The organism is Streptomyces sp. NPDC051738, assembly GCF_044453205.1.
Classification (GTDB): domain Bacteria; phylum Actinomycetota; class Actinomycetes; order Streptomycetales; family Streptomycetaceae; genus Streptomyces.
The window spans coordinates 84369-103804 of record NZ_JBITCM010000010.1; the positions used below are offsets into that span (position 1 = coordinate 84369).

A 19436-nucleotide genomic window follows, 5' to 3' on the forward strand; every position below is an offset into this window, starting at 1 on the left:
CCGTGCGTCACAGTTGTGGGAGAGGTGGGCCCAGGCCGGGTCCACCAACCCCGAGGGGGTGGCCCATGACGTATGCGATCGAGGCGGAAGGCCTGGTCAAGCGGTTCAAGGAGACCGAGGCGCTGGCAGGGGTCGACCTGAGGGCCCGCAAGGGCTCGGTGCTCGGGCTGCTGGGGCCCAACGGCGCGGGGAAGACGACCGCGGTGCGGATCTTCGCGACGCTGCTCAGGCCTGATACCGGCCGGGCGCGGGTGGCCGGGCACGACGTGGTCCGGGAGGCCGGGGTCGTACGCGCCATGGTCGGGCTGACCGGGCAGTACGCGGCGGTGGACGAGAACCTGACCGGCACTGAGAACCTGCTGCTCATCGGTCGGCTGCTCGGTCTGCCGAGGAAGGAGGCCAGGGCGCGCGCGGCCGAGCTGCTGGAGCGCTTTCAGCTGACGGACGCGGCCGGGCGGGCCGTGAAGACCTTCTCGGGGGGCATGCGCAGGCGTCTGGACCTCGCGGCCAGCCTGGTGGGCCGGCCCAGCATCCTCTTCCTCGACGAGCCGACGACCGGCCTTGATCCGCACAGTCGCGGTGAGCTGTGGGACCTGCTGCGGGGCTTGGTCGCGGACGGGGCGACGGCCCTGCTGACCACGCAGTATCTGAACGAGGCCGATGTGCTCGCCGACGACATCGTGGTGATCGACAAGGGCCGGGTGATCGCCGAGGGCACCCCGGACCAGCTGAAGTCCCAGGTCGGCGGGCAGGTGCTGGAACTGCGGCCGGTGCTGGGGCAGGACCTCGCGCGGGCACACCGGCTGGTGGCCGGTGCCGCCGGTCCGCAGGCCCGGATCGAGGGCGAGATGATCACCGCCCCGGTGAAGGACCCCGAACTGATGCCGGCCGTGGTGCGCACGCTCGACCGCGAGGGGATAGCGGTGGGCGAGCTCGCCCTGCGCCGCTCGTCGCTCGACGAGGTCTTCCTGTCCCTGACCGGCCATCGCGCAGAGCCGGGATCACCGGAGGGCAATGGCGGCGCGTCCGTCCGGGACGATGGCGATGCGAGCGATCTGGAAGAGGCGGTGAGCCGGTCATGACCGCCACCACCACGACCATCACGGCCCCGATCACCAAATCGGGCCGCGTGCGGCCGCTCGACGGCATGCGGCAGACCTTCACCATGGCCTGGCGGAGCCTGGTCGCGGTCAAGCACAACCCGCTTGAGCTGGTCGACTACAGCATCACGCCCATCATGTTCGTGTTCCTCTTCACGTACGTCCTGGGCGGGCAGATGGCCGGATCGCCCGAGGCGTACCTGAAGTACGCGCTGCCCGGGATCATCGTCCAGAACACCCTGTTCATGACGATGTACACGGCCATGGCGCTCAACACCGACCTCACCAAGGGCGTCTTCGACCGTCTGCGCAGCCTGCCGATAGCCCGCTCCGCCCCGCTCATCGGCCGCATCACCGCGGACCTCGCCAAGCATGTGTGGGCCCTCCTGCTGATGATCGGCCTCGGCCTGCTGCTCGGCTTCCGGGTCACGGGCGGCGTCGACGGGTTCCTGCTCGGGACGCTGCTCGTGGTGGTGTTCGCGGCGGCCGTGTCGTGGAGCGCGGTGCTGATCGGGATGCTGGCGGGCGACGCGGAGAAGGTGCAGGCGTTCGCCTTCACACTCATCTTCCCGATCACCTTCACCAGCAGCGCGTTCGTCATGGTGGACACCATGCCGGGGTGGCTGCAGGCGTGGAGCGACGTCAATCCGGTGACGCATCTGTCGGACGCGTTCCGGGGGTTGCTGCTGGGTGGGGCGGTGGCGGAGCCGGTGTTGTGGTCGTTGGTGTGGGCTGCGGGGATTGCGGTGGTGTTCTATCCGTTGGCTATGCGGGCTTATCGGGCGAAGACCTGAAACAGGGTCAACCTTCTCCATGGGAGTCCTGACTTCTCGATGAGGGCCCTGACTTCTCCATGGGGGGCCCTGAGAGGCTTCGTTCTGCCGTGGGAATTTCCGAATTCGGGCACGCGAAGGCCCTTTCGGGCGCCGATTCGGTCGTAGGCTGCCGCGCATGTGCGGAATCGTGGGATACGTGGGGTCGCAGTCGGCGCTTGAGATCGTGATGGCCGGACTGAAGCGGCTGGAGTACCGGGGGTACGACTCGGCGGGAGTCGCCGTCCTGGCGGATGGGGGGCTGGCGGGCGCCAAGAAGGCGGGGAAGCTCGTCAATCTGGAGAAGGAGCTGACCGAGCGGCCCCTGCCGACGGGGACCACCGGGATCGGGCACACGCGGTGGGCCACGCATGGGGGGCCCACCGATGCCAATGCTCATCCGCATCTCGACAACGCCGGGCGCGTTGCCGTCGTGCACAACGGGATCATCGAGAACTTCGCCGCGCTGCGCGCCGAGTTGGCCGAGCGGGGGCATGAGCTGGAGTCTGAGACGGACACCGAGGTCGTGGCTCATCTGCTCGCCGAGGAGTTCTCCGCCTGTGCCGATCTCGCCGAGGCCATGCGGCTGGTGTGCCGGCGGCTGGAGGGGGCCTTCACGCTGGTCGCGGTGCATGCCGATGAGCCCGATGTGGTCGTCGGTGCGCGGCGGAACTCGCCGCTCGTGGTGGGCGTTGGGGAGGGTGAGGCCTTTCTCGCCTCGGACGTCGCCGCGTTCATCGCCCACACGCGGTCGGCGATCGAGCTGGGTCAGGACCAGGTCGTCGAGCTGCGGCGGGACGGGGTGTCCGTCACCGGGTTCGACGGGCGGCCGGCGGATGTGCGGTCGTATCACGTCGACTGGGACGCGTCGGCGGCCGAAAAGGGGGGCTATGACTACTTCATGCTCAAGGAGATCGCCGAACAGCCCAAGGCGGTCGCCGATACGTTGCTGGGGCGCATCGACGCGGCCGGCTCGCTGACGCTGGACGAGGTGCGGATCAGCGCCTCCGAGCTGCGGGAGATCGACAAGGTCGTCATCGTCGCCTGCGGTACGGCCTTCCACGCCGGGCTGATCGCCAAGTACGCCATCGAGCACTGGACGCGCATCCCGTGCGAGGTCGAGCTGGCGAGCGAATTCCGGTACCGGGATCCGATTCTGGACGCCCGTTCGCTGGTCATCGCCATCTCCCAGTCCGGCGAGACGATGGACACGCTCATGGCGCTACGGCACGCCCGCGAGCAGGGCTCCAAGGTGCTGGCGATCTGCAACACCAACGGGTCGACGATCCCGCGTGAGTCGGATGCGGTGCTGTACACGCATGCCGGGCCGGAGGTCGCCGTTGCCTCGACCAAGGCGTTTCTGACGCAGCTGGTGGCGTGCTACTTGGTCGCCCTGTATCTGGGGCAGGTGCGGGGCACCAAGTGGGGGGACGAGATCCACGTCGTCATCCGGGATCTGTCGCACATCTCCGGTGAGGTCGAGCGGGTGCTGGAGACCATGGAGCCGGTACGGGAGCTGGCGCGTTCGCTGGCCCACAAGAACACGGTGCTGTTCCTGGGGCGGCATGTGGGGTATCCGGTGGCACTGGAGGGCGCGCTGAAGCTGAAGGAGCTCGCCTATATGCATGCCGAGGGGTTTGCGGCGGGGGAGTTGAAACACGGGCCCATCGCCCTGATCGAGGACGATCTGCCGGTGGTTGTGGTCGTGCCATCGCCTCGGGGGCGGTCCGTCCTGCACGACAAGATCGTGTCCAACATCCAGGAGATCCGGGCTCGGGGTGCGCGGACGATCGTGATCGCGGAGGAGGGGGACGAGGCGGTGGTGCCGTATGCGGATCACCTGATCTGGATTCCGGCGACTCCGACCTTGCTTCAGCCGCTTGTCGCGACGGTTCCCTTGCAGGTGTTCGCTTGTGAGTTGGCGACGGCTCGTGGCAACGAGGTGGATCAGCCTCGGAACTTGGCGAAGTCGGTGACGGTGGAGTGAGCGAGTGAGGAAGTGAGCTGCGCTCAGGCTTGAGCGCATGAAAAGGGCGAACGGCTGGGTGCCGTTCGCCCTTTCTTGATCAGCCGGTGAGCCGGTCAGATGGGCAGGCAGGTTGCCGGGACCCAGCCCTCCACGCCGCTGCTGTTGGGGCCGCCGTACCACCACTGGTCGCTCGTCTCACCGCAGGCCGTGTACCGGCCGCCGGTGTAGGGGTGGCGCTCGTCGAAGCAGACGCCGCCCGGCTTGCCCTTGCCCCAGACACCGAGGGCCGTGGCGCTCGTCTTGGGCAGGCTGCGGAGCTTGACGGACTGCTTGGGCTTGACGTTGACGAGCGAGCTGCTGCATTCCGGCGGCGTCGCCGCGGAGGCGGTGCCGGCGGTGGCGACGGTGCCGGTGAGGGCCGTCGCTATGAGGGCCGCGGTGGTCAGCGCGGTGCCCAGAGACTTGAACTTCAAGGCTGTGTTCTCCCGTTGTGTGCGTAGCGCTCCGCGTTGGGACGTGGAGCGCTGGTCACCGGGAGATTACTCGGGGAGGGGGGTTGTGATGATCTCTGGGGTGGCGACGGCTTGTATGAAGAGGGTGAGGGTTGCGGTGTGGAAGGTGAGGGGTGGTCGGGTCGGGTCCTTCGCAACTCCAGCTCACTGTCGGAGGGTTCGGGAATTCGGTCGGAGAAGATCGAGCGGGCGTAGTCCTTTGTGCGTGCTGGGTGAGTTGGGTGAGGCGGAGCAAGGGCGTGGGCTGGCGTTGGTGCGGGCCTGTTCGGATCTGTGGGGGTGGCAGCCGCTGACCAGGGACGGGAATTGGGGCAAGTGCGTGTGGTGCGAGCTGACTTCGGCGGCGTGAACGTTTGGTCGCCGCTCGAAGGAGTGAACGTATCCCAATCATCTGGATCTTCGGCCCATCGCGCCATCAAGGTTGCACACATGGTCACATCAGCTCACGAGGGCATGCACCGCATCTTTCAGGAGCGGCCCGAGATCCTGGCTCCCGTGTTCGGGGTGCTGGGGGTCCCGTTATCCGCGAAGGCGACTGTGGACGCCGTCACCACGGACGTGACGGAGACCCGGCCGCTGGAACGTCGCGTGGACACCGTGCTGCGCATCGGCCCGTCCGACGGCGAGGACTTTCTGCTTGCCGTCGAGGCGCAGTCGGGGAAGGTCGCGGGCAAGGAGTGGAGTTGGGCGTACTACATCGGCTACCTCCAGGCGAAGTACGGCCTACCCGTGTTGCTTCTCGTCGTCTGTCAGGACAGAGCCACGGCCAAGTGGGCGGCCGGTCCCTTCGACTGCGGCACGAGCGGCTGGACGGCTCTGCGGATGTATCCGCTGGTCGCCGGGCCGGACAACCTACCGGTGATCACCGACGCCCGGACCGCGGCGAAAAACCTCCCGCTGGCGGCGCTCTCTGCCTTGGCACACGCCCGCACCCCTGAGTGCGGCGCCATACTGGAGGCCATCAGCAACGCCCTCCAGGAACTCCAGAAAACCGATCCTGACACCGCCAAGTACTTCTTCGACTTCCTGGAAGTCACCCTGGGTAAGACTCCAGCCGGAGAGAAATGGAAGGCAATCATGTCGACGTTCGTCAGCTACTTCCCCGGCCGGGGGACGGTCCGTGAGACGGCTTACCTGGAGGGCAAGGCCGAAGGAAAGGCCGAAGGTGAGGCCAAGGGCATCCTGTTCGTGCTGGAGGCACGCGGCATCGCCGTACCGGACAGTGTGCGTGAGTGCATCACCAGCTGCACCGACCTCGATCGCATGGATGCCTGGCTGGAGCGTTCCCGTACGGTCGAGCGGGCGGAGGATCTGTTCGCCGAGGACCCGGGGCTTCCGGGTGCCGGTTCTGAAGAGGCCTGATGACGGCGATCAACTACTTCTGGCGGCACCCGCTGGCGCAGCAGGTGCGCGAAGAGGGCGTTGCTCAGGAACGCGCGGCAAAGGTCCTCGAACTCCTCGACCTGCGCGGTATCCCGGTCCCGGCGGCGGTGCGTGAGCAAGTCGAGGGCTGCTCCGATCTCGATCTGCTCGACACCTGGTTCAAGCGGGCGGTCCGTGCTGAAAACGCGGCAGGGATGGGTATTGAGGAGGGCATCCGGGAGAGGCAAGTGGCGTGATCGCGCTTACGAGATCACCGACCCTGAGGACCTGTTCCGCGAGGCACCTCCGGCCACGCCGTCGCCTGAGGCATGAACCTGTGATCGGCCGCGTACGCCGCCATGCGCGCGTTCCGCGCCTCGGCCAGCGGGCCGTCCGGCAAGTGGAATTCGCTGCCCGCCTGGGCGGAGCGGGACTGCATGCCGGTGGCGTCGGTCAGGCGGCGGCGTACGTAGTGGTCGAGGGCGTCGGGAACCTCGGCCGGAGTCGCGTCCGCCACGGCGTCGCCCAGTACCGCCGCGTCCAGGATCGCCTGTGCCGCCCCCTGCGCCTGGAACGGCACCATCGCGTGGGCGCTGTCGCCGAGGAGGGTCACTCGGCCGACGTTCCAGCGGGTGAGCGGGGTGCGGGTGTAGATGCCGTAGCGGTAGACCTGGCCCGCGCGTTCGAGGACGTTCAGTACCCGGGGGTCCCAGTCGGCGAACTGGCGTAGCTGCTCTCCGGGTTCCGCCTTGGCGGTCCAGGACTCCTGTGTTGCTTCCTCCGTGCTGAACACGGCCACCACGTTGAGCAGTTCGCCGCGCCGCACCCAGTAGTGGACGAAATGGCGGTCCGGGCCGAGCCAGGCGGCGAGGGGTGGCAGGGCCAGGTCGGTGACCTCGTCGGCCGGGAGCAGGGCCCGGTAGGCGGCCGTTCCCGAGAACACCGCCTCGTCCTCGCCGAAGAGCCACTGCCGGGCCGAGGAGCGGATCCCGTCGGCCGCCACGACCAGGTCCGCGACCAGGCGCTCGCCGGTCGCCGTCGTCACGTGGGCGCGGTCGTCGTCCTGGCCGACGGCGATGACCGGCGTGTTCAGGCGTACCGACTCCGGTGGCACCGCAGCGGCCAGGGCGCTGTGCAGATCCGCTCGATGCACCACCAGGTACGGCGCCCCGAACTCCTCCTCCGCCTCGCGGCCCAGCGCGTAGCGGCAGATCTCCGACCCGTCCGACCAGGTGTGGAAGCTCACGTGGGCAGGGCGGGCGGCCTGTGCGGCGACCGCGTCCAGCACGTCCAGTCGGCGCAGCTCCCGCGTGGCGTTGGGCGCCAGTTGGATTCCGGCGCCGACCTCGGTGAAGCGGGATGTCTGCTCGACGAGCGTGACCTCCCACCCCGCCCGGCGCAGGCTCAGTGTCGCCGTCAGCCCTCCGATGCCCGCCCCCACGACGATCGCTCGCATGCCTCGACCTCACTTTGTCGGACTTGCCCGCCTCGTACGTCCTGCGTCCTGACGGTCAACCTGGCCGAGTACGAGAGCGTCGGTCAACCCGCGCGTCGCGCCAGCCGGCCGGCCGGCATCGTGTCGAGGGCCGCGATGCGGCTGTCGCCCTCGGGCCGGCCGTCCGCCTACGGTCGCCCCTGTGCGACCCGGTCGCCCACACACGACGATCTGCCTTGCGCGGACCGGTCACCCACACACGACGATCTCGGCGCAGCGTCGGCGCGGTGAGGCGGACCGCCGCCGACGGCACCGCTCCCCCCAACCTCACGCCTCCCAACCCCGCGCCTCCCGCCCATCACCCGGACGTCAGCCCCGCACATCCCGCCAAGCCCCCGGAATCCCCTCGGCCACGTCATGCGCCCCCACCGGCGCCCCGTCCGCCGCGAATCTCGCCGACAGGCCGTGGAGATACGCCGCGACGCTCGCGGCATCCAGCGCCGACAGCCCCGCCGCCAGCAGCGATCCCGCCAGTCCCGACAGCACGTCCCCGCTGCCGGCCGTGGCCAGCCACCCGGTTCCCGTGGGATTCACCCGGACCGGGCCCGCGCCCCCGGCGTCGGCCACCAACGTCGTCGACCCCTTCAACAGCACGGTCGCCGCATACCGCCCCGCCAACTCCCGTACCGAAGCCAGCCGGGCCCCCTCGACCTCCTCCCGCGCGACCCCGAGCAGCGCCGCCGCCTCCCCGGCGTGCGGGGTCATCAAGGTCGGTGCCCTACGGTTCCGTACCGCCTCCGGGTCCGCCAGGCGCAGCCCGTCCGCGTCGAGCAGGACCGCTACGTCCGTCGCCAGCACCTCCGCCACCGTCGCCGCGTCGTCACCGGCTCCCGGGCCGACCACCCATGCCTGCACGCGGCCCGCCTTCTTCGGTCCCCGGTCCGACACCAGCGTCTCCGGGAACCGGGCGATCACCGCGTCCCCGGCCGGACCGACGTACCGTACGGCTCCCGCCCCGCCCCGCAACGCCCCCGCCACGGCCAGCACGGCCGCGCCCGGGTAGCGCGACGAACCCGCCGCGATGCCCACGACCCCGCGCCGGTACTTGTCCGTCTCCGCCGCCGGCAGCGGCAACAGCCTTGCCACGTCCGCGTGTTGCAGCGCCTCCAGCTCCGCCGCGTCGGCCGGCAGCGCGAGTCCGATGTCCACCAGCCGCACCACCCCGGCGTACTCCCGTGCCGGGTCGATCAGCAGCCCCGGCTTGTGTGTGCCGAAGGTGACCGTCAGGTCGGCGCGCATCGCCGGGCCGCGCACCTCGCCCGTGTCCACGTCCACGCCGCTCGGCAGGTCCACGGCGATCACGGCGGCCCTCGACCGCGCCGCCGCGTCGGCCAGCGGTGCCGCCTGCGGACGTAGCCCGCCCTTGCCGCCGATCCCGACGATGCCGTCCAGCACCAGGTCCGCGCGCTCGATCAACTCCTCGGCGGCATCGACCCCGGTGACCTTGCCGCCCACTCGGCGCAGCGCCGCCAGCCCCCCGGCATGCGCCCGCTCCGGCGTCAGCAGCACCGCCGTGACCCCCGCCCCGCGCCTGGCCAGTCGGGCCCCGGCGTACAGGGCGTCGCCGCCGTTGTCGCCGCTGCCGATCAGCAGGACGACCCGGCTGCCGTACACCCGGCCCAGCAGATCCGCGCAGGCGGCGGCGAGTCCGGCCGCCGCCCGCTGCATCAGCGCGCCGTCCGGAAGCCGGGCCATCAGCTCCCGTTCGGCCGCCCTTACCGTCTCCACGCCGTACGCAGTCCGCATGCGATCGAGTCTCCCGTACCGGGCGAAGCGCGTCGCATCCATTGACGCTTTGCCGTGCCTTTGCCAAACTCTCCGGCCCCCACAGCGTGAATCGATTCAGTCGAATTCGTTCGACGGCATCCGCTCGACGGCGCCTGATCGACGACATCGGTTCGGCGACATCGGTTCGATGAGAGGAAACCCCCATGGGACGCAGAGGACGCAGAGCCCCCCTGCTCGCCGCCGCCATCGGCGCCACCGCCCTCCTCACCGCCGTCGGCACCCTCACCGCCCCCACCCCGGCCGCGGCCGCCGCCTGCGGTGAGGGCTCCTACCAGGCCGAAGCCACCCTCAGCGGCAGCACCTGGACCGCGCGGCGCGGCGGCAGCACCGTCTACACGGGCGGTGACATGCGGGCGGCCGTCCAGGCGGCCGTGAACAGCCTGACCTCCGGGCGTACCGCCAAGGAGCGGGTGGTGGTGCGGGGTTCGGGATCTGTGTCCGCCGGGTCGCGCATCTCCCTGCCCAGCTACACCGTGCTCGACGTCTGCGGCACCATCAACGTCACCGGCAGCGGCTCCGGCGACCAGGCGCCCGTCTACTCGCGGGGCACGCGGGACGTCGAGGTGCAGCATCTGAACCTGACCGGCAGCCCGTTGTACGGCATCTTCATGCGGAACGTCGAGAACGTTGTCCTCGGGCAGATCGACATGCGGCTGTCGGCCGGGCTGGGTGTGCGGATCGACAACCGCGGCAACACCAGCCAGTGGACGCGCAACGTCCGGATCGACAACGTGTACGTCTCCGGCGCCTCCAGCCATGCCGTGGAGACCTACGGCGTCGACGGCATCACCATCGGGACGGTGACCGCTCGGAACGTGGGCGAGTCGGGGCTGTTGCTCAACCAGACCATCAACGCCACCGTCGGCAAGGTCGACGCCGAGAACGCCGGCACCGGCACCGGGTACGCCGCCTTCCGCATGGCCAACCGCAACGGGCGGGTCGGCAGCTCCTACCCGACCAACATCCGGGTCGGCGAGGTCATCGCGCGCGGCGGCGGGCGCGGGGTGTTCTGCGTGTCCGAGAGCGGCGGGGCCGTCATCGACCGGGTCAGCATCAGCAACACCGGCAACAACTCGGTGCTGATCGAGAACTGCTACAACGTCAACCTGGCCGCCCAGAGCGGGACCATCACCGGGGGCGGCGAACTGCGGCTGGCGGCGCGCTCGGAGTTCGCGAACAACCGGGACATCACCGTGCAGAACCTGACCGTGACCAACTCGGCCATCAGGGAGAGCCCCTGCGGTGAGAACACCACGTTCCGGAACATCACGCGGGTGAACACCGGTCAGTCCATCTGCTGACGCGGGCCTCAGGGTGGCGGAGGCTCAGCCCTCCGCCACCACCACCGCCGACGCCACCCCGGCGTCATGGCTCAGCGACACATGCCAGGACCGCACGCCCAGTTCGGCCGCCCGGGCCGCCACCGTCCCCGTGACCCGCAGGCGTGGCCGGCCGCTGTCCTCGACGAAGACCTCCGCGTCCGTCCAGAGCAGGCCCGCCGGTGCGCCCAGCGCCTTCGCGAGGGCCTCCTTCGCCGCGAACCGGGCCGCGAGCGAGGCGACGCCCCGGCGTTCGCCGCTCGGCAGCAGCAACTCGGCCTCCAGGAAGAGCCGTTCGGCCAGTCCGGGGGTGCGCTCCAGCGCCGCCCCGAACCTGTCGATCTCGGCCACGTCGATTCCGACCCCGATGATGCTCATGCCGAGCACCCTATGAGTCCTCGAACGACGCTCCTCGGACGGTCCTCAAAAGAGTGACCCCGCCGCGCGGCGCCTCCCCCACGGCAGGCCCTCACGATTCTGTGAGCGCATGATCAGCGGACGTATCGCATGTCGGAGCATCGCAGTGGTGCTCACCGCGGCCACCTTGCTGCCCGTCGGCAGCGCGTCGGCCGACGACCCCGTGCCCCCGGTTTCCGGGCCGCAGTCCGAACTCGTTCCCTCGCCTTCCGGGCTACGGCCCGAACTCGCGCCCCCGGCTCCCTCGCCTTCCGAGCTGCGGCCCGAACTGGCACCCCCGGCTCCCTCGCCTTCCGACCTGCGGCCCGAACTCGCACTCCCGGCTCCCTCGCCCTCGGGATCGCCGTCCGAACCCGCACCCTCGCCTTCCAGCCCGCAGTCCGGACCAGTCCCCCCGGTTTCCGGGCCGCAGCCCGAACTCGTGCCGGGCGTCCCCCTGAACTCGCTCCCGCTCTGGCAGACCGACACGCCCGACCAGGCCTTGCCGCCGAAGGTGTACACGCCCAGCGCCGAGGAGGAGGCCGTCGAGCCGCAGGACGCGGCGGAGGGGATGTACGACCGCGTGGAGTACGTCCCCCGCGAGGACGCCGTCGAGGACGTGGAGTGCAGCGAGCGGACGGGCCCTCAGCAGCGGCAGGTCGAGCGGTGGCTGAAGCTGGAGGTGGACGGGGAGCAGTCGGTCGCCGACTGCCGGGCCATCCGCGCCTTCCAGACCGAGCACAAGATCGAGCCCGCCACCGGGTTCGCGGGGCCCGTGACCTGGGGAACCATGCAGCTCCTCTCCGCCCGCAAGAACCCGAACGCCCAGAGGAAGTGCCCGGTGCGGGCGTACCGGGTCGCCTGTGTCGATCTCGACCGGCAGCTGATGTGGGTGCAGGACGGCAGGCGGGTCGTGTTCGGGCCCGCTTCCATCCGGAGCGGACGGGAGGGGTACGGGACGCGGACCGGGTGGCACGCGGTCTACTGGCGGCACAAGAACCACGTGTCGTCGCTGTACCACAGCCCCATGCCCTACTCGCAGTTCTTCAACGGCGGCCAGGCCTTCCACGGCGTCTACGGCGGCCTCTTCACTCCCATCGGTTCGAGGGGCTGCGTCAACATGACCCTGGACGACGCCCGGGCGCTGTGGGGGGTGCTGAAGAAGGGCGACCGGTTGTACGTGTGGGGACACCGGCTGGAGGAGGTGGAGGAGTAGGGCGTGGCTCCCGGCCCGGCGGCGTTGTCGGACCCCTCTGAGACACTGGGGGCGCGATGACAGAGACAACAGCCCTGCGGACCGCGCCCCTGCGGGCCCGCGCCGAGATCGATCTGGCCGCCCTGCGGGCCAATGTGCGGACCCTGCGCGCCCTCGCGCCGGGCGCGGCCCTGATGGCCGTCGTGAAGTCGGACGCGTACGGCCACGGTGCGGTGCGATGCGCCCGCGCGGCCGTCGAGGCGGGCGCCGAATGGCTGGGTACGGCCACGCCCGAGGAGGCCCTCGTGCTGCGGGCCGCCGGGGTGGACGGCGTACGGATCATGTGCTGGCTGTGGACGCCGGGCGGGCCCTGGCGGGAGGCCATCGAGGCCGACCTCGACGTCTCCGTGAGCGGGATGTGGGCCCTGCGGGAGGTCACCGAGGCCGCCCGGCAGGCCGGCGCCCCCGCGCGCGTGCAGCTCAAGGCCGACACCGGGCTCGGCCGGGGCGGCTGCCAGCCGGGGGACGACTGGGCCGAGCTGGTCCGCGAGGCCCTGCGGGCCGAGGCCGACGGGCTGATCCGGATCACCGGGCTCTGGTCGCACTTCGCCTGCGCCGACGAGCCCGGCCATCCGTCCATCGCCGCCCAGCTCTCCCGCTTCCGGGAGATGACCGCGTACGCCGAGACGCGGGGCGCGCGCCCCGAGGTGCGGCACATCGCCAACTCGCCCGCCACACTCACCCTCCCGGACAGCCACTTCGACCTGGTGCGCACCGGCATCGCGACCTACGGCATCTCACCCAGCCCCGAGCTCGGCAGCCCCGCCGACTTCGGGCTGCGGCCCGTGATGACGCTGTCGGCGTCCCTCGCGCTGGTCAAGCACGTACCGGGGGGCCACGGCGTCAGCTACGGGCACCGCTACACCACCCCCGGCGAGACCACCCTCGGCCTCGTCCCCCTCGGCTACGCCGACGGCATCCCGCGGCATGCCTCCGGCGCCGGGCCGGTCCTGGTCGGCGGCAAGTGGCGCACGGTCGCGGGACGGATCGCGATGGACCAGTTCGTCGTCGACCTGGGCGGGGACGAACCCGAGCCGGGCGCGGAGGCCGTGCTGTTCGGGCCCGGCGACCGCGGCGAGCCCACCGCCGAGGACTGGGCGCAGGCCGCGGGCACCATCGCGTACGAAATCGTCACCCGGATCGGAACGCGCGTTCCTCGCGTCTATAGGGATGGGCCCCAGTGATGTGGCCGTGCGCCGTGGCCGTGCGATGCGGTCGTGCGATGCGGTCATGTGATGCGGCTACGTGACGGTGGTCCTAGGAATGAGTCCATGGGCATGCGTTCATGGGCATGCGTTCATATGAACGTGGAACCAAACGGGTAACCAGAGGAGCGGTACGTGAGCGAGAGCAGTGCGGAGGCCATCGCGGCCGTCGCCTCCGCCACGGGGGCGGCCGCGAACTGGCGCCGGGCGACCGGCTTCGCCGGAGCGGCGATAGGCGTGATCGCGGCGGGCGCGGCCGCCGGCGTGGCCATAGAGCGGATGACGGTGGGCCGGGGCATGCGGCAGAAGGCCCGCCTCGCCCTGGACTCGGCGGGACCGTACGGCTCGCTGCGCGGCACACCCGGCAAGGCGCAGGCCGACGACGGCACGGAGCTGTACTACGAGGTCGACGACATCGACCCCGAGGCCGCCCCCGCCCTCACCCCGCGCCGCCGACGGCTCTTCGGCCGCAAGGCCCCCGCCCCGGTCACCGTCGTCTTCAGTCACGGCTACTGCCTCAACCAGGACTCCTGGCACTTCCAGCGCGCCGCGCTGCGGGGCGTCGTCCGCACCGTCCACTGGGACCAGCGCAGCCACGGCCGGTCCGGGCGGGGTGTGGCCCAGACCGAGGACGGCCGGCACGTCGACATCGAGCAGCTCGGGCGCGACCTGAAGGCCGTCATCGACGCCGCCGCGCCCGAGGGGCCGCTGGTGCTGGTCGGGCACTCCATGGGCGGCATGACGGTCATGGCCCTCGCGGACCAGTACCCCGAGCTGATCCGTGACCGGGTCGTCGCCACCGCCCTCGTCGGTACGTCGTCCGGGCGGCTCGGCGAGGTCAACTTCGGGCTGCCCGTCGCGGGAGTGAACGCCGTGCGGCGCATTCTGCCGGGCGTGCTCAAGGCGCTGGGGCAGCGGGCCGAGCTGGTCGAGAAGGGGCGCCGGGCCACCGCCGACCTGTTCGCGGGGATCATCAAGCGGTACTCGTTCTCGTCCCGGGACGTCGACCCGGCCGTCGCCCGGTTCGCCGAGCGGATGATCGAGGGCACGCCGATCGACGTGGTCGCGGAGTTCTACCCGGCCTTCGCCGATCACGACAAGACCGAGGCGCTCGCCCACTTCACGGACATGCCGGTGCTCGTGCTGGCCGGGGTGGGCGACCTCGTCACGCCCAGCGAGCACAGCGAGGCGATCGCCGACCATCTGCCGGACGCCGAACTGGTCCTGGTGCCGGACGCCGGGCACCTGGTGATGCTGGAGCACCCGGAAGTGGTCACCGACCGTCTCGCCGACCTGCTCACCCGCGCGGGTGCCGTGCCGGCAGGGGCTACCGTAAGTGGCTATGGAAGCACCAGCAGCACCGCGCAACGCGGGTGACATCGAGCTGACCGTCACTTCTCCCGAGCAGATGCGGGAGCTTGGCCGCCGCCTCGCCAAGTTGCTGCGCGCGGGCGACCTCCTGATGCTCAGCGGGGAGCTCGGCGCGGGCAAGACGACGCTGGCCAGAGGGCTCGGCGAGGGCCTGGGGGTCAGGGGCGCGGTCACCTCCCCGACCTTCGTGATCGGCCGCGTGCACCCCTCCCTCGGCGACGGTCCACCGCTCGTCCACGTCGACGCCTACCGGCTGTCCGGCGGCCTGGACGAGATGGAGGACCTCGACCTCGACGTCTCGCTTCCCGAGTCGGTGATCGTCGTGGAGTGGGGCGAGGGCAAGGTCGAGGAGCTGACCGAGGAGCGGTTGCAGGTCGTGATCCACCGGGCGGTCGGGGACACCACCGACGAGGTGCGGCACGTGACCGTGACCGGGCTCGGCGAGCGCTGGGCGGCGGCGGATCTGAGCGTGCTCTCCGCCTGAGCCGCATGAACATTCCGACAAGACGTCGGCAAAATATTGCGTTTGCGGTCTTGCGCGTGGTCACATGGTATCCAGTCCGTAGTTAGGTGTACCTAACTACGTCCCTCCCGGCCCCAGGAGGCGTCCATGTCGGCTTCGGAGAACAAGGTCCAGCAGCGGCCGCACGTGGTTGCCGGGGTGTCCATGCGCGATCTGCTGGCGGCCGGCGCCGCCGCGAACCTGATCTCGACCCCGCCGCACGTCCCCGAGCCGGAGACGACCCGGCCGTCGGCCGAGCACGGGCACCGCGAAGGGCACGGCCGCCGCGAAGCGGCTTAGAGGATCACAGCCACCGCGAAGCGGCTTAAGGGATCACCGCGACGAGTCGCCCGATCGTCGCGAACTCCCACATCGCGTTGCCGTCCGCGCGTGATCCGCGGATGCCGCCCGTCTGCACGGCTGGGTCGGGTACGGGCATCGAGCCGTCCACGGCCGCGCTGAAGCCGATGGTGACGTCCTCCACGGTGGCGAAGCGGACGACGTGCTCGACGGGGGTGCCGTCGCTACCGGTGACCGAGTTCGAGCGGGACGTGACCGCGTAGACGCCCGGCGCGGGGTCGACCGTTCCGGGTGAGACGCGGAACGTGCGCTTGACCGTGTCGCCCGCGCCGACCAGCCACACCCGCTCGTCGCCCACCGAGTACACGACCCGCACACCCGTACCGGACCCGGCGGGCAGCGCGGTGGGGTCCTTGGGGTCGCGGGCCGTCTTGGCCGTACCCACGTCGGGTGAGCTTTTCGCGTGTGGCTTGCCGAGGCCCGCCGGGACGCTCGCCGAGGCCTGGAAGCCGAGGAAGCCGATGGTCGCGAGGGCCACCGCGGTGAGCCCCGCCACGAATCCGGCGCTGCTGCCTGCCACCGTCGCCCACCTCGGTTGTTCGCTCGTACGTCGCGCTTTCGCTCGACCGTAGCAGCCGTCGGGCGCCCCACTCGCGAGTGAGCCGAAGGGGCGCGCCGGTGTCGAGCGGGCGGGCGAACGAGCCATGAATCCGCTGCGGCGGTTCCCGGGGCGTGAGCGCCGTAGGCTGTTTGCGTGCTCTTGCTCGCTCTGGATACCGCCACCCCCGCCGTCACCGTCGCGCTGCACGACGGCACGGACGTCATCGCCTCGTCGAGCCAGGTGGACGCACGCCGGCACGGCGAGCTGCTGCTGCCGGCCGTCGACCGGGTCCTCGCCGAGGCCGACCTGAAGCTCGACGCCGTCACCGGCATCGTCGTAGGCATCGGACCCGGCCCCTACACCGGACTGCGCGTCGGTCTGATGACCGCCGACACCTTCGGACTCGTCCTCGGCGTCCCCGTGCACGGCGTGTGCACGCTGGACGGCCTCGCCTACGCCGCCGACATCGAGAAGGGCCCGTTCGTCGTCGCGACCGACGCCCGGCGCAAGGAGGTCTACTGGGCGCGGTACGCCGACTCCCGCACCCGCCTCACCGACCCGGCCGTCGACCGGCCCGCCGACATCGCCGACCAGGTCGCCGGACTCCCCGCCGTAGGTGCGGGCGCGCTGCTCTACCCCGACACCTTCCCCAGCGCCCACGAGCCCGAGCACGTGTCGGCGGCGGCGCTCGCGGCCCTGGCCGCCGAGAAGTTGACGGCGGGCGAGGAACTCCCCGAGCCCCGGCCGCTGTACCTGCGCCGGCCCGACGCCCAGGTCCCCAAGAACTACAAGGTGGTCACCCCCAAGTGACCGAGCCCGTGACCCCTTCCGCCGCTCCCTCCGGTCCCGCGCTGCGCGAGATGCGCTGGTGGGACATCGACCGCGTGCTGGAGCTGGAGAAGGACCTGTTCCCCGAGGACGCCTGGTCCCGGGGCATGTTCTGGTCCGAGCTGGCCCACGCGCGCGGGCCCGAGGCGACGCGGCGCTATGTCGTCGCCGAGGAGACCGAACGGCTGGTGGGATACGCCGGCCTCGCCGCCTCCGGGACCGGATCCGACAGCGGCTTCACCGCGGTCGCCGACATCCAGACCATCGCCGTCGCCCGTGACCACTGGGGTACCGGGCTCGGCGGCCGTCTCCTCACCGAACTGCTGCGCGCCGCGACCGACTTCGAATGTGCCGAAGTGATGCTGGAGTGCCGTGTGGACAACGTCCGCGCGCAGAAGCTCTACGAGCGCTACGGCTTCGAGGCGATCGGCTTCAGGCGCGGCTACTACCAGCCGGGGAACGTCGACGCGCTGGTGATGCGCCTGACCACAACGCCCGAGAGCGGCACCGCCGCGGGCGAAGACTCCGTACAAGGAACCGAGATCAATGGCTGACTCGCGCGACGAACCCCTCGTCCTCGGCATCGAGACCTCCTGTGACGAGACCGGCGTCGGCATCGTCCGCGGCACCACCCTGCTCGCCGACGCCGTCGCCTCCAGCGTCGACGAGCACGCCCGCTTCGGCGGTGTCGTGCCGGAGGTCGCCTCCCGGGCGCACCTGGAGGCGATGGTCCCGACCATCGAGCGCGCGCTGAAGGAGGCGGGGGTGAGCGCGCGGGATCTGGACGGGATCGCCGTCACCGCCGGCCCCGGGCTCGCGGGCGCGCTGCTGGTCGGCGTGTCGGCGGCGAAGGCGTACGCCTACGCGCTGGGCAAGCCGCTCTACGGCGTCAACCACCTGGCCTCCCACATCTGCGTGGACCAGCTGGAGCACGGCGCGCTGCCGGAGCCGACGATGGCGCTGCTGGTGAGCGGCGGCCACTCGTCGCTGCTGCTGTCGTCGGACATCACCTCGGACGTCCGCCCGCTGGGCGCGACCATCGACGACGCGGCGGGCGAGGCCTTCGACAAGATCGCCCGCGTGCTGAACCTCGGCTTCCCCGGCGGTCCGGTCATCGACCGCTACGCCCGCGAGGGCGACCCGAACGCGATCGCGTTCCCGCGCGGTCTGACGGGGCCGCGCGACCCCGCGTACGACTTCTCCTTCTCCGGTCTGAAGACGGCGGTCGCCCGCTGGATCGAGGCCAAGCGGGCGGCGGGCGAGGAGGTTCCCGTGCGGGACGTCTCGGCCTCCTTCCAGGAGGCGGTCGTCGACGTGCTGACCCGCAAGGCCGTCCGCGCCTGCAAGGACGAGGGCGTCGACCACCTGATGATCGGCGGCGGTGTCGCCGCCAACTCCCGCCTGCGGGCCCTGGCCCAGGAGCGCTGCGAGGCGGCCGGCATCCGGCTGCGGGTGCCCCGGCCGAAGCTGTGCACGGACAACGGGGCGATGGTGGCCGCGCTGGGCGCGGAGATGGTCGCGCGCAACCGGCCGGCCTCCAGCTGGGACCTGTCGGCGGACTCCTCGCTGCCGGTGACGGATCCGCACGTTCCCGGCCACCACCATGACCATGACCATGTGCACGAGGTCAGCAAGGAGAACCTCTACTCGTGACGGTCGCGCTCATGTGGGAGGCGCGGGCGGTTCCCGGGCGGGGCGAGGAACTGCTCGCCTGGGCTCGGGCGCAGGAGTTGGCGGTACGGCCCCTGCGCCGGGAGACCTTGCGGGCGCCGCAGGATCGCGTGCTCGTCATGACGTGGTGGGACGCTGCCTACGACGCCGAGCTTCCCGAACTGCCGGAGCCGGACGGGGAGTTGGTCACTCGGGCGGTTCATCGGTGGCGGTTCGAGTCCGTCGACGTTTGGACAGGGTGAGCCAGAGACCGAGCACCAGCACGGTGACGACTCCGCCGATGAACCACAGCCGCCAGCTCGGCGGGGCGTGCCCGAAGACGGTGACGATTCCTCCCTCGCCCGGTACCGAGGTGAGGGCGCGGGGCGTGAGGATCACATCGTCCGTGCTGAGCAGGTCGTTGTTCTCCCGGAAGTCCTCCAGGCCGCCGGTGTAGGTCTCGCCGTTTGAGTCGATCAGAACGGCGGACTCGGACTTGTCCGGTTTCTGTGCCACGTAGAGGGTGATCAGTTCGAGCGACCCGTCCTCGCGCTGGACCAGGACGGAGCGCCTGAAGAGCTCGCCCTCGGACCCGGCGAAGTCCTGCGCCGCCGCGCGCACCGACCCGTTCGGCGGACAGCCGGTGTTGGATTCGTAGTCGTAGTCGGTGCCGGCGTCGGATTCCAGGTCGCAAGGGGTCGCCGACAGGAGAGTACCCAACAGCTCTTCGGCGGTTCCCTTGGAGGCGAAGTTCGCGATCCGGTCCTCGCTGGAGCCAACGTCACTGGGAAACATGTCGTTCTTGACGTCGGTCGACCTTGTGTACTCCCTGAACAGTTTCTCGGGCGACGTCTCCGGTTCCGGGGATCCGCAGGACGCCAGCAGTAGGACGAGCAGCGCGGTGATGGCCGCGACTGCTCCGGGGCGGGTGCGCGTCACAGTGGTCACCCGCTCTGTGTAGCGGGGTGGGC

At 70.7% G+C, this 19436-nt stretch carries 21 protein-coding genes and 1 pseudogene; 16 read left to right on the top strand and 6 right to left on the bottom strand.

Annotation, left to right across the window (positions count from 1 at the left end; all coding sequences use genetic code 11):
* Window positions 1-65 precede the first annotated feature (65 nt).
* The 3 genes from ACIA8X_RS23900 to glmS all read left to right on the top strand — a co-directional run bounded on the left by ACIA8X_RS23900 (window position 66) and on the right by glmS (window position 3899).
* Window positions 66-1082, top strand: coding sequence for an ATP-binding cassette domain-containing protein (locus ACIA8X_RS23900; protein ID WP_399459044.1), 1017 nt, complete (start codon window positions 66-68; stop codon window positions 1080-1082).
* Window positions 1079-1894 (top strand): ABC transporter permease, encoded by an 816-nt coding sequence (locus ACIA8X_RS23905; protein ID WP_393453298.1) that lies wholly within the window; start codon window positions 1079-1081, stop codon window positions 1892-1894. The genes ACIA8X_RS23900 and ACIA8X_RS23905 overlap by 4 nt, the downstream gene beginning before the upstream one ends.
* Before the next feature lie 157 nt (window positions 1895-2051).
* On the top strand, window positions 2052-3899 hold the full coding sequence (gene glmS / locus ACIA8X_RS23910) for a glutamine--fructose-6-phosphate transaminase (isomerizing) (protein WP_393453301.1): 1848 nt from the start codon (window positions 2052-2054) through the stop codon (window positions 3897-3899).
* Between the two features lie 95 nt (window positions 3900-3994).
* On the opposite strand, the gene ACIA8X_RS23915 is transcribed toward glmS, so the two are convergent.
* Complete coding sequence (locus ACIA8X_RS23915) at window positions 3995-4354, bottom strand: hypothetical protein (RefSeq protein WP_393453304.1); 360 nt, start codon at window positions 4352-4354, stop codon at window positions 3995-3997.
* A 247-nt stretch (window positions 4355-4601) separates the two neighbouring features.
* Between ACIA8X_RS23915 and ACIA8X_RS23920 the strand changes: the two are divergent.
* The 3 genes and pseudogenes from ACIA8X_RS23920 to ACIA8X_RS23930 form a co-directional block, all read left to right on the top strand.
* A pseudogene (locus ACIA8X_RS23920) lies at window positions 4602-4742 on the top strand (ATP-binding protein); the annotation flags it as partial.
* A gap of 80 nt (window positions 4743-4822) precedes the next feature.
* Window positions 4823-5755: a hypothetical protein gene (locus ACIA8X_RS23925; protein ID WP_399459045.1), complete on the top strand. Its 933-nt coding sequence runs from the start codon at window positions 4823-4825 to the stop codon at window positions 5753-5755.
* Window positions 5755-6012, top strand: a complete 258-nt coding sequence (locus ACIA8X_RS23930) for a hypothetical protein (RefSeq protein ID WP_393453306.1) — start codon at window positions 5755-5757, stop codon at window positions 6010-6012. Before ACIA8X_RS23925 ends, ACIA8X_RS23930 begins: the two co-directional genes overlap by 1 nt.
* Window positions 6013-6026: 14 nt before the next feature.
* On the opposite strand, the gene ACIA8X_RS23935 is transcribed toward ACIA8X_RS23930, so the two are convergent.
* Both ACIA8X_RS23935 and ACIA8X_RS23940 read right to left on the bottom strand, forming a co-directional pair.
* A complete protein-coding gene (locus tag ACIA8X_RS23935; RefSeq protein WP_393453309.1) occupies window positions 6027-7211 on the bottom strand; it encodes an FAD-dependent monooxygenase in 1185 nt (394 codons plus the stop codon).
* A 348-nt stretch (window positions 7212-7559) separates the two neighbouring features.
* Complete coding sequence (locus ACIA8X_RS23940; protein ID WP_399459046.1) at window positions 7560-8996, bottom strand: NAD(P)H-hydrate dehydratase; 1437 nt, start codon at window positions 8994-8996, stop codon at window positions 7560-7562.
* A 185-nt stretch (window positions 8997-9181) separates the two neighbouring features.
* Here ACIA8X_RS23940 and ACIA8X_RS23945 point away from each other — a divergent pair, with 185 nt between their 5' ends.
* Window positions 9182-10339, top strand: coding sequence for a hypothetical protein (locus tag ACIA8X_RS23945; protein ID WP_399459047.1), 1158 nt, complete (start codon window positions 9182-9184; stop codon window positions 10337-10339).
* A 24-nt stretch (window positions 10340-10363) separates the two neighbouring features.
* On the opposite strand, the gene ACIA8X_RS23950 is transcribed toward ACIA8X_RS23945, so the two are convergent.
* A complete protein-coding gene (locus ACIA8X_RS23950) occupies window positions 10364-10735 on the bottom strand; it encodes a holo-ACP synthase (protein WP_393453318.1) in 372 nt (123 codons plus the stop codon).
* A gap of 460 nt (window positions 10736-11195) precedes the next feature.
* Here ACIA8X_RS23950 and ACIA8X_RS23955 point away from each other — a divergent pair, with 460 nt between their 5' ends.
* From ACIA8X_RS23955 to ACIA8X_RS23975, 5 genes are all read left to right on the top strand, one after another.
* Window positions 11196-11969: a L,D-transpeptidase family protein gene (locus tag ACIA8X_RS23955; protein ID WP_393453321.1), complete on the top strand. Its 774-nt coding sequence runs from the start codon at window positions 11196-11198 to the stop codon at window positions 11967-11969.
* A gap of 56 nt (window positions 11970-12025) precedes the next feature.
* On the top strand, window positions 12026-13192 hold the full coding sequence (alr, locus tag ACIA8X_RS23960) for an alanine racemase (RefSeq protein WP_393453327.1): 1167 nt from the start codon (window positions 12026-12028) through the stop codon (window positions 13190-13192).
* Window positions 13193-13348: 156 nt separating this feature from the next.
* Window positions 13349-14590 carry an alpha/beta fold hydrolase gene (locus tag ACIA8X_RS23965; protein ID WP_393453330.1) on the top strand — a complete coding sequence of 414 codons (1242 nt, stop codon included), beginning with the start codon at window positions 13349-13351 and terminating at the stop codon, window positions 14588-14590.
* Window positions 14556-15068 carry a tRNA (adenosine(37)-N6)-threonylcarbamoyltransferase complex ATPase subunit type 1 TsaE gene (tsaE, locus tag ACIA8X_RS23970; RefSeq protein ID WP_399459048.1) on the top strand — a complete coding sequence of 171 codons (513 nt, stop codon included), beginning with the start codon at window positions 14556-14558 and terminating at the stop codon, window positions 15066-15068. Before ACIA8X_RS23965 ends, tsaE begins: the two co-directional genes overlap by 35 nt.
* 126 nt (window positions 15069-15194) lie before the next feature.
* Window positions 15195-15386, top strand: coding sequence for a hypothetical protein (locus ACIA8X_RS23975; RefSeq protein ID WP_393453336.1), 192 nt, complete (start codon window positions 15195-15197; stop codon window positions 15384-15386).
* Window positions 15387-15411: 25 nt separating this feature from the next.
* Here ACIA8X_RS23975 and ACIA8X_RS23980 read toward each other — a convergent pair whose 3' ends face one another.
* Window positions 15412-15966 carry a hypothetical protein gene (locus ACIA8X_RS23980; RefSeq protein WP_393453339.1) on the bottom strand — a complete coding sequence of 185 codons (555 nt, stop codon included), beginning with the start codon at window positions 15964-15966 and terminating at the stop codon, window positions 15412-15414.
* Between the two features lie 174 nt (window positions 15967-16140).
* Between ACIA8X_RS23980 and tsaB the strand changes: the two genes are divergently transcribed.
* The 4 genes from tsaB to ACIA8X_RS24000 are packed head-to-tail and all read left to right on the top strand — an operon-like array spanning window position 16141 to window position 18728.
* Window positions 16141-16797 (top strand): tRNA (adenosine(37)-N6)-threonylcarbamoyltransferase complex dimerization subunit type 1 TsaB, encoded by a 657-nt coding sequence (gene tsaB / locus ACIA8X_RS23985; protein WP_393453342.1) that lies wholly within the window; start codon window positions 16141-16143, stop codon window positions 16795-16797.
* A gap of 50 nt (window positions 16798-16847) precedes the next feature.
* Complete coding sequence (rimI, locus tag ACIA8X_RS23990; RefSeq protein WP_399459146.1) at window positions 16848-17369, top strand: ribosomal protein S18-alanine N-acetyltransferase; 522 nt, start codon at window positions 16848-16850, stop codon at window positions 17367-17369.
* A complete protein-coding gene (tsaD, locus tag ACIA8X_RS23995) occupies window positions 17362-18468 on the top strand; it encodes a tRNA (adenosine(37)-N6)-threonylcarbamoyltransferase complex transferase subunit TsaD (protein WP_393453345.1) in 1107 nt (368 codons plus the stop codon). Before rimI ends, tsaD begins: the two co-directional genes overlap by 8 nt.
* Window positions 18465-18728, top strand: coding sequence for a hypothetical protein (locus ACIA8X_RS24000; RefSeq protein ID WP_399459049.1), 264 nt, complete (start codon window positions 18465-18467; stop codon window positions 18726-18728). The genes tsaD and ACIA8X_RS24000 overlap by 4 nt, the downstream gene beginning before the upstream one ends.
* Here the strand turns inward: ACIA8X_RS24000 and ACIA8X_RS24005 are convergent.
* Window positions 18673-19413, bottom strand: a complete 741-nt coding sequence (locus ACIA8X_RS24005) for a hypothetical protein (RefSeq protein WP_399459050.1) — start codon at window positions 19411-19413, stop codon at window positions 18673-18675. The two genes, ACIA8X_RS24000 and ACIA8X_RS24005, sit on opposite strands and share 56 nt — an antisense overlap.
* Window positions 19414-19436 lie beyond the last annotated feature (23 nt).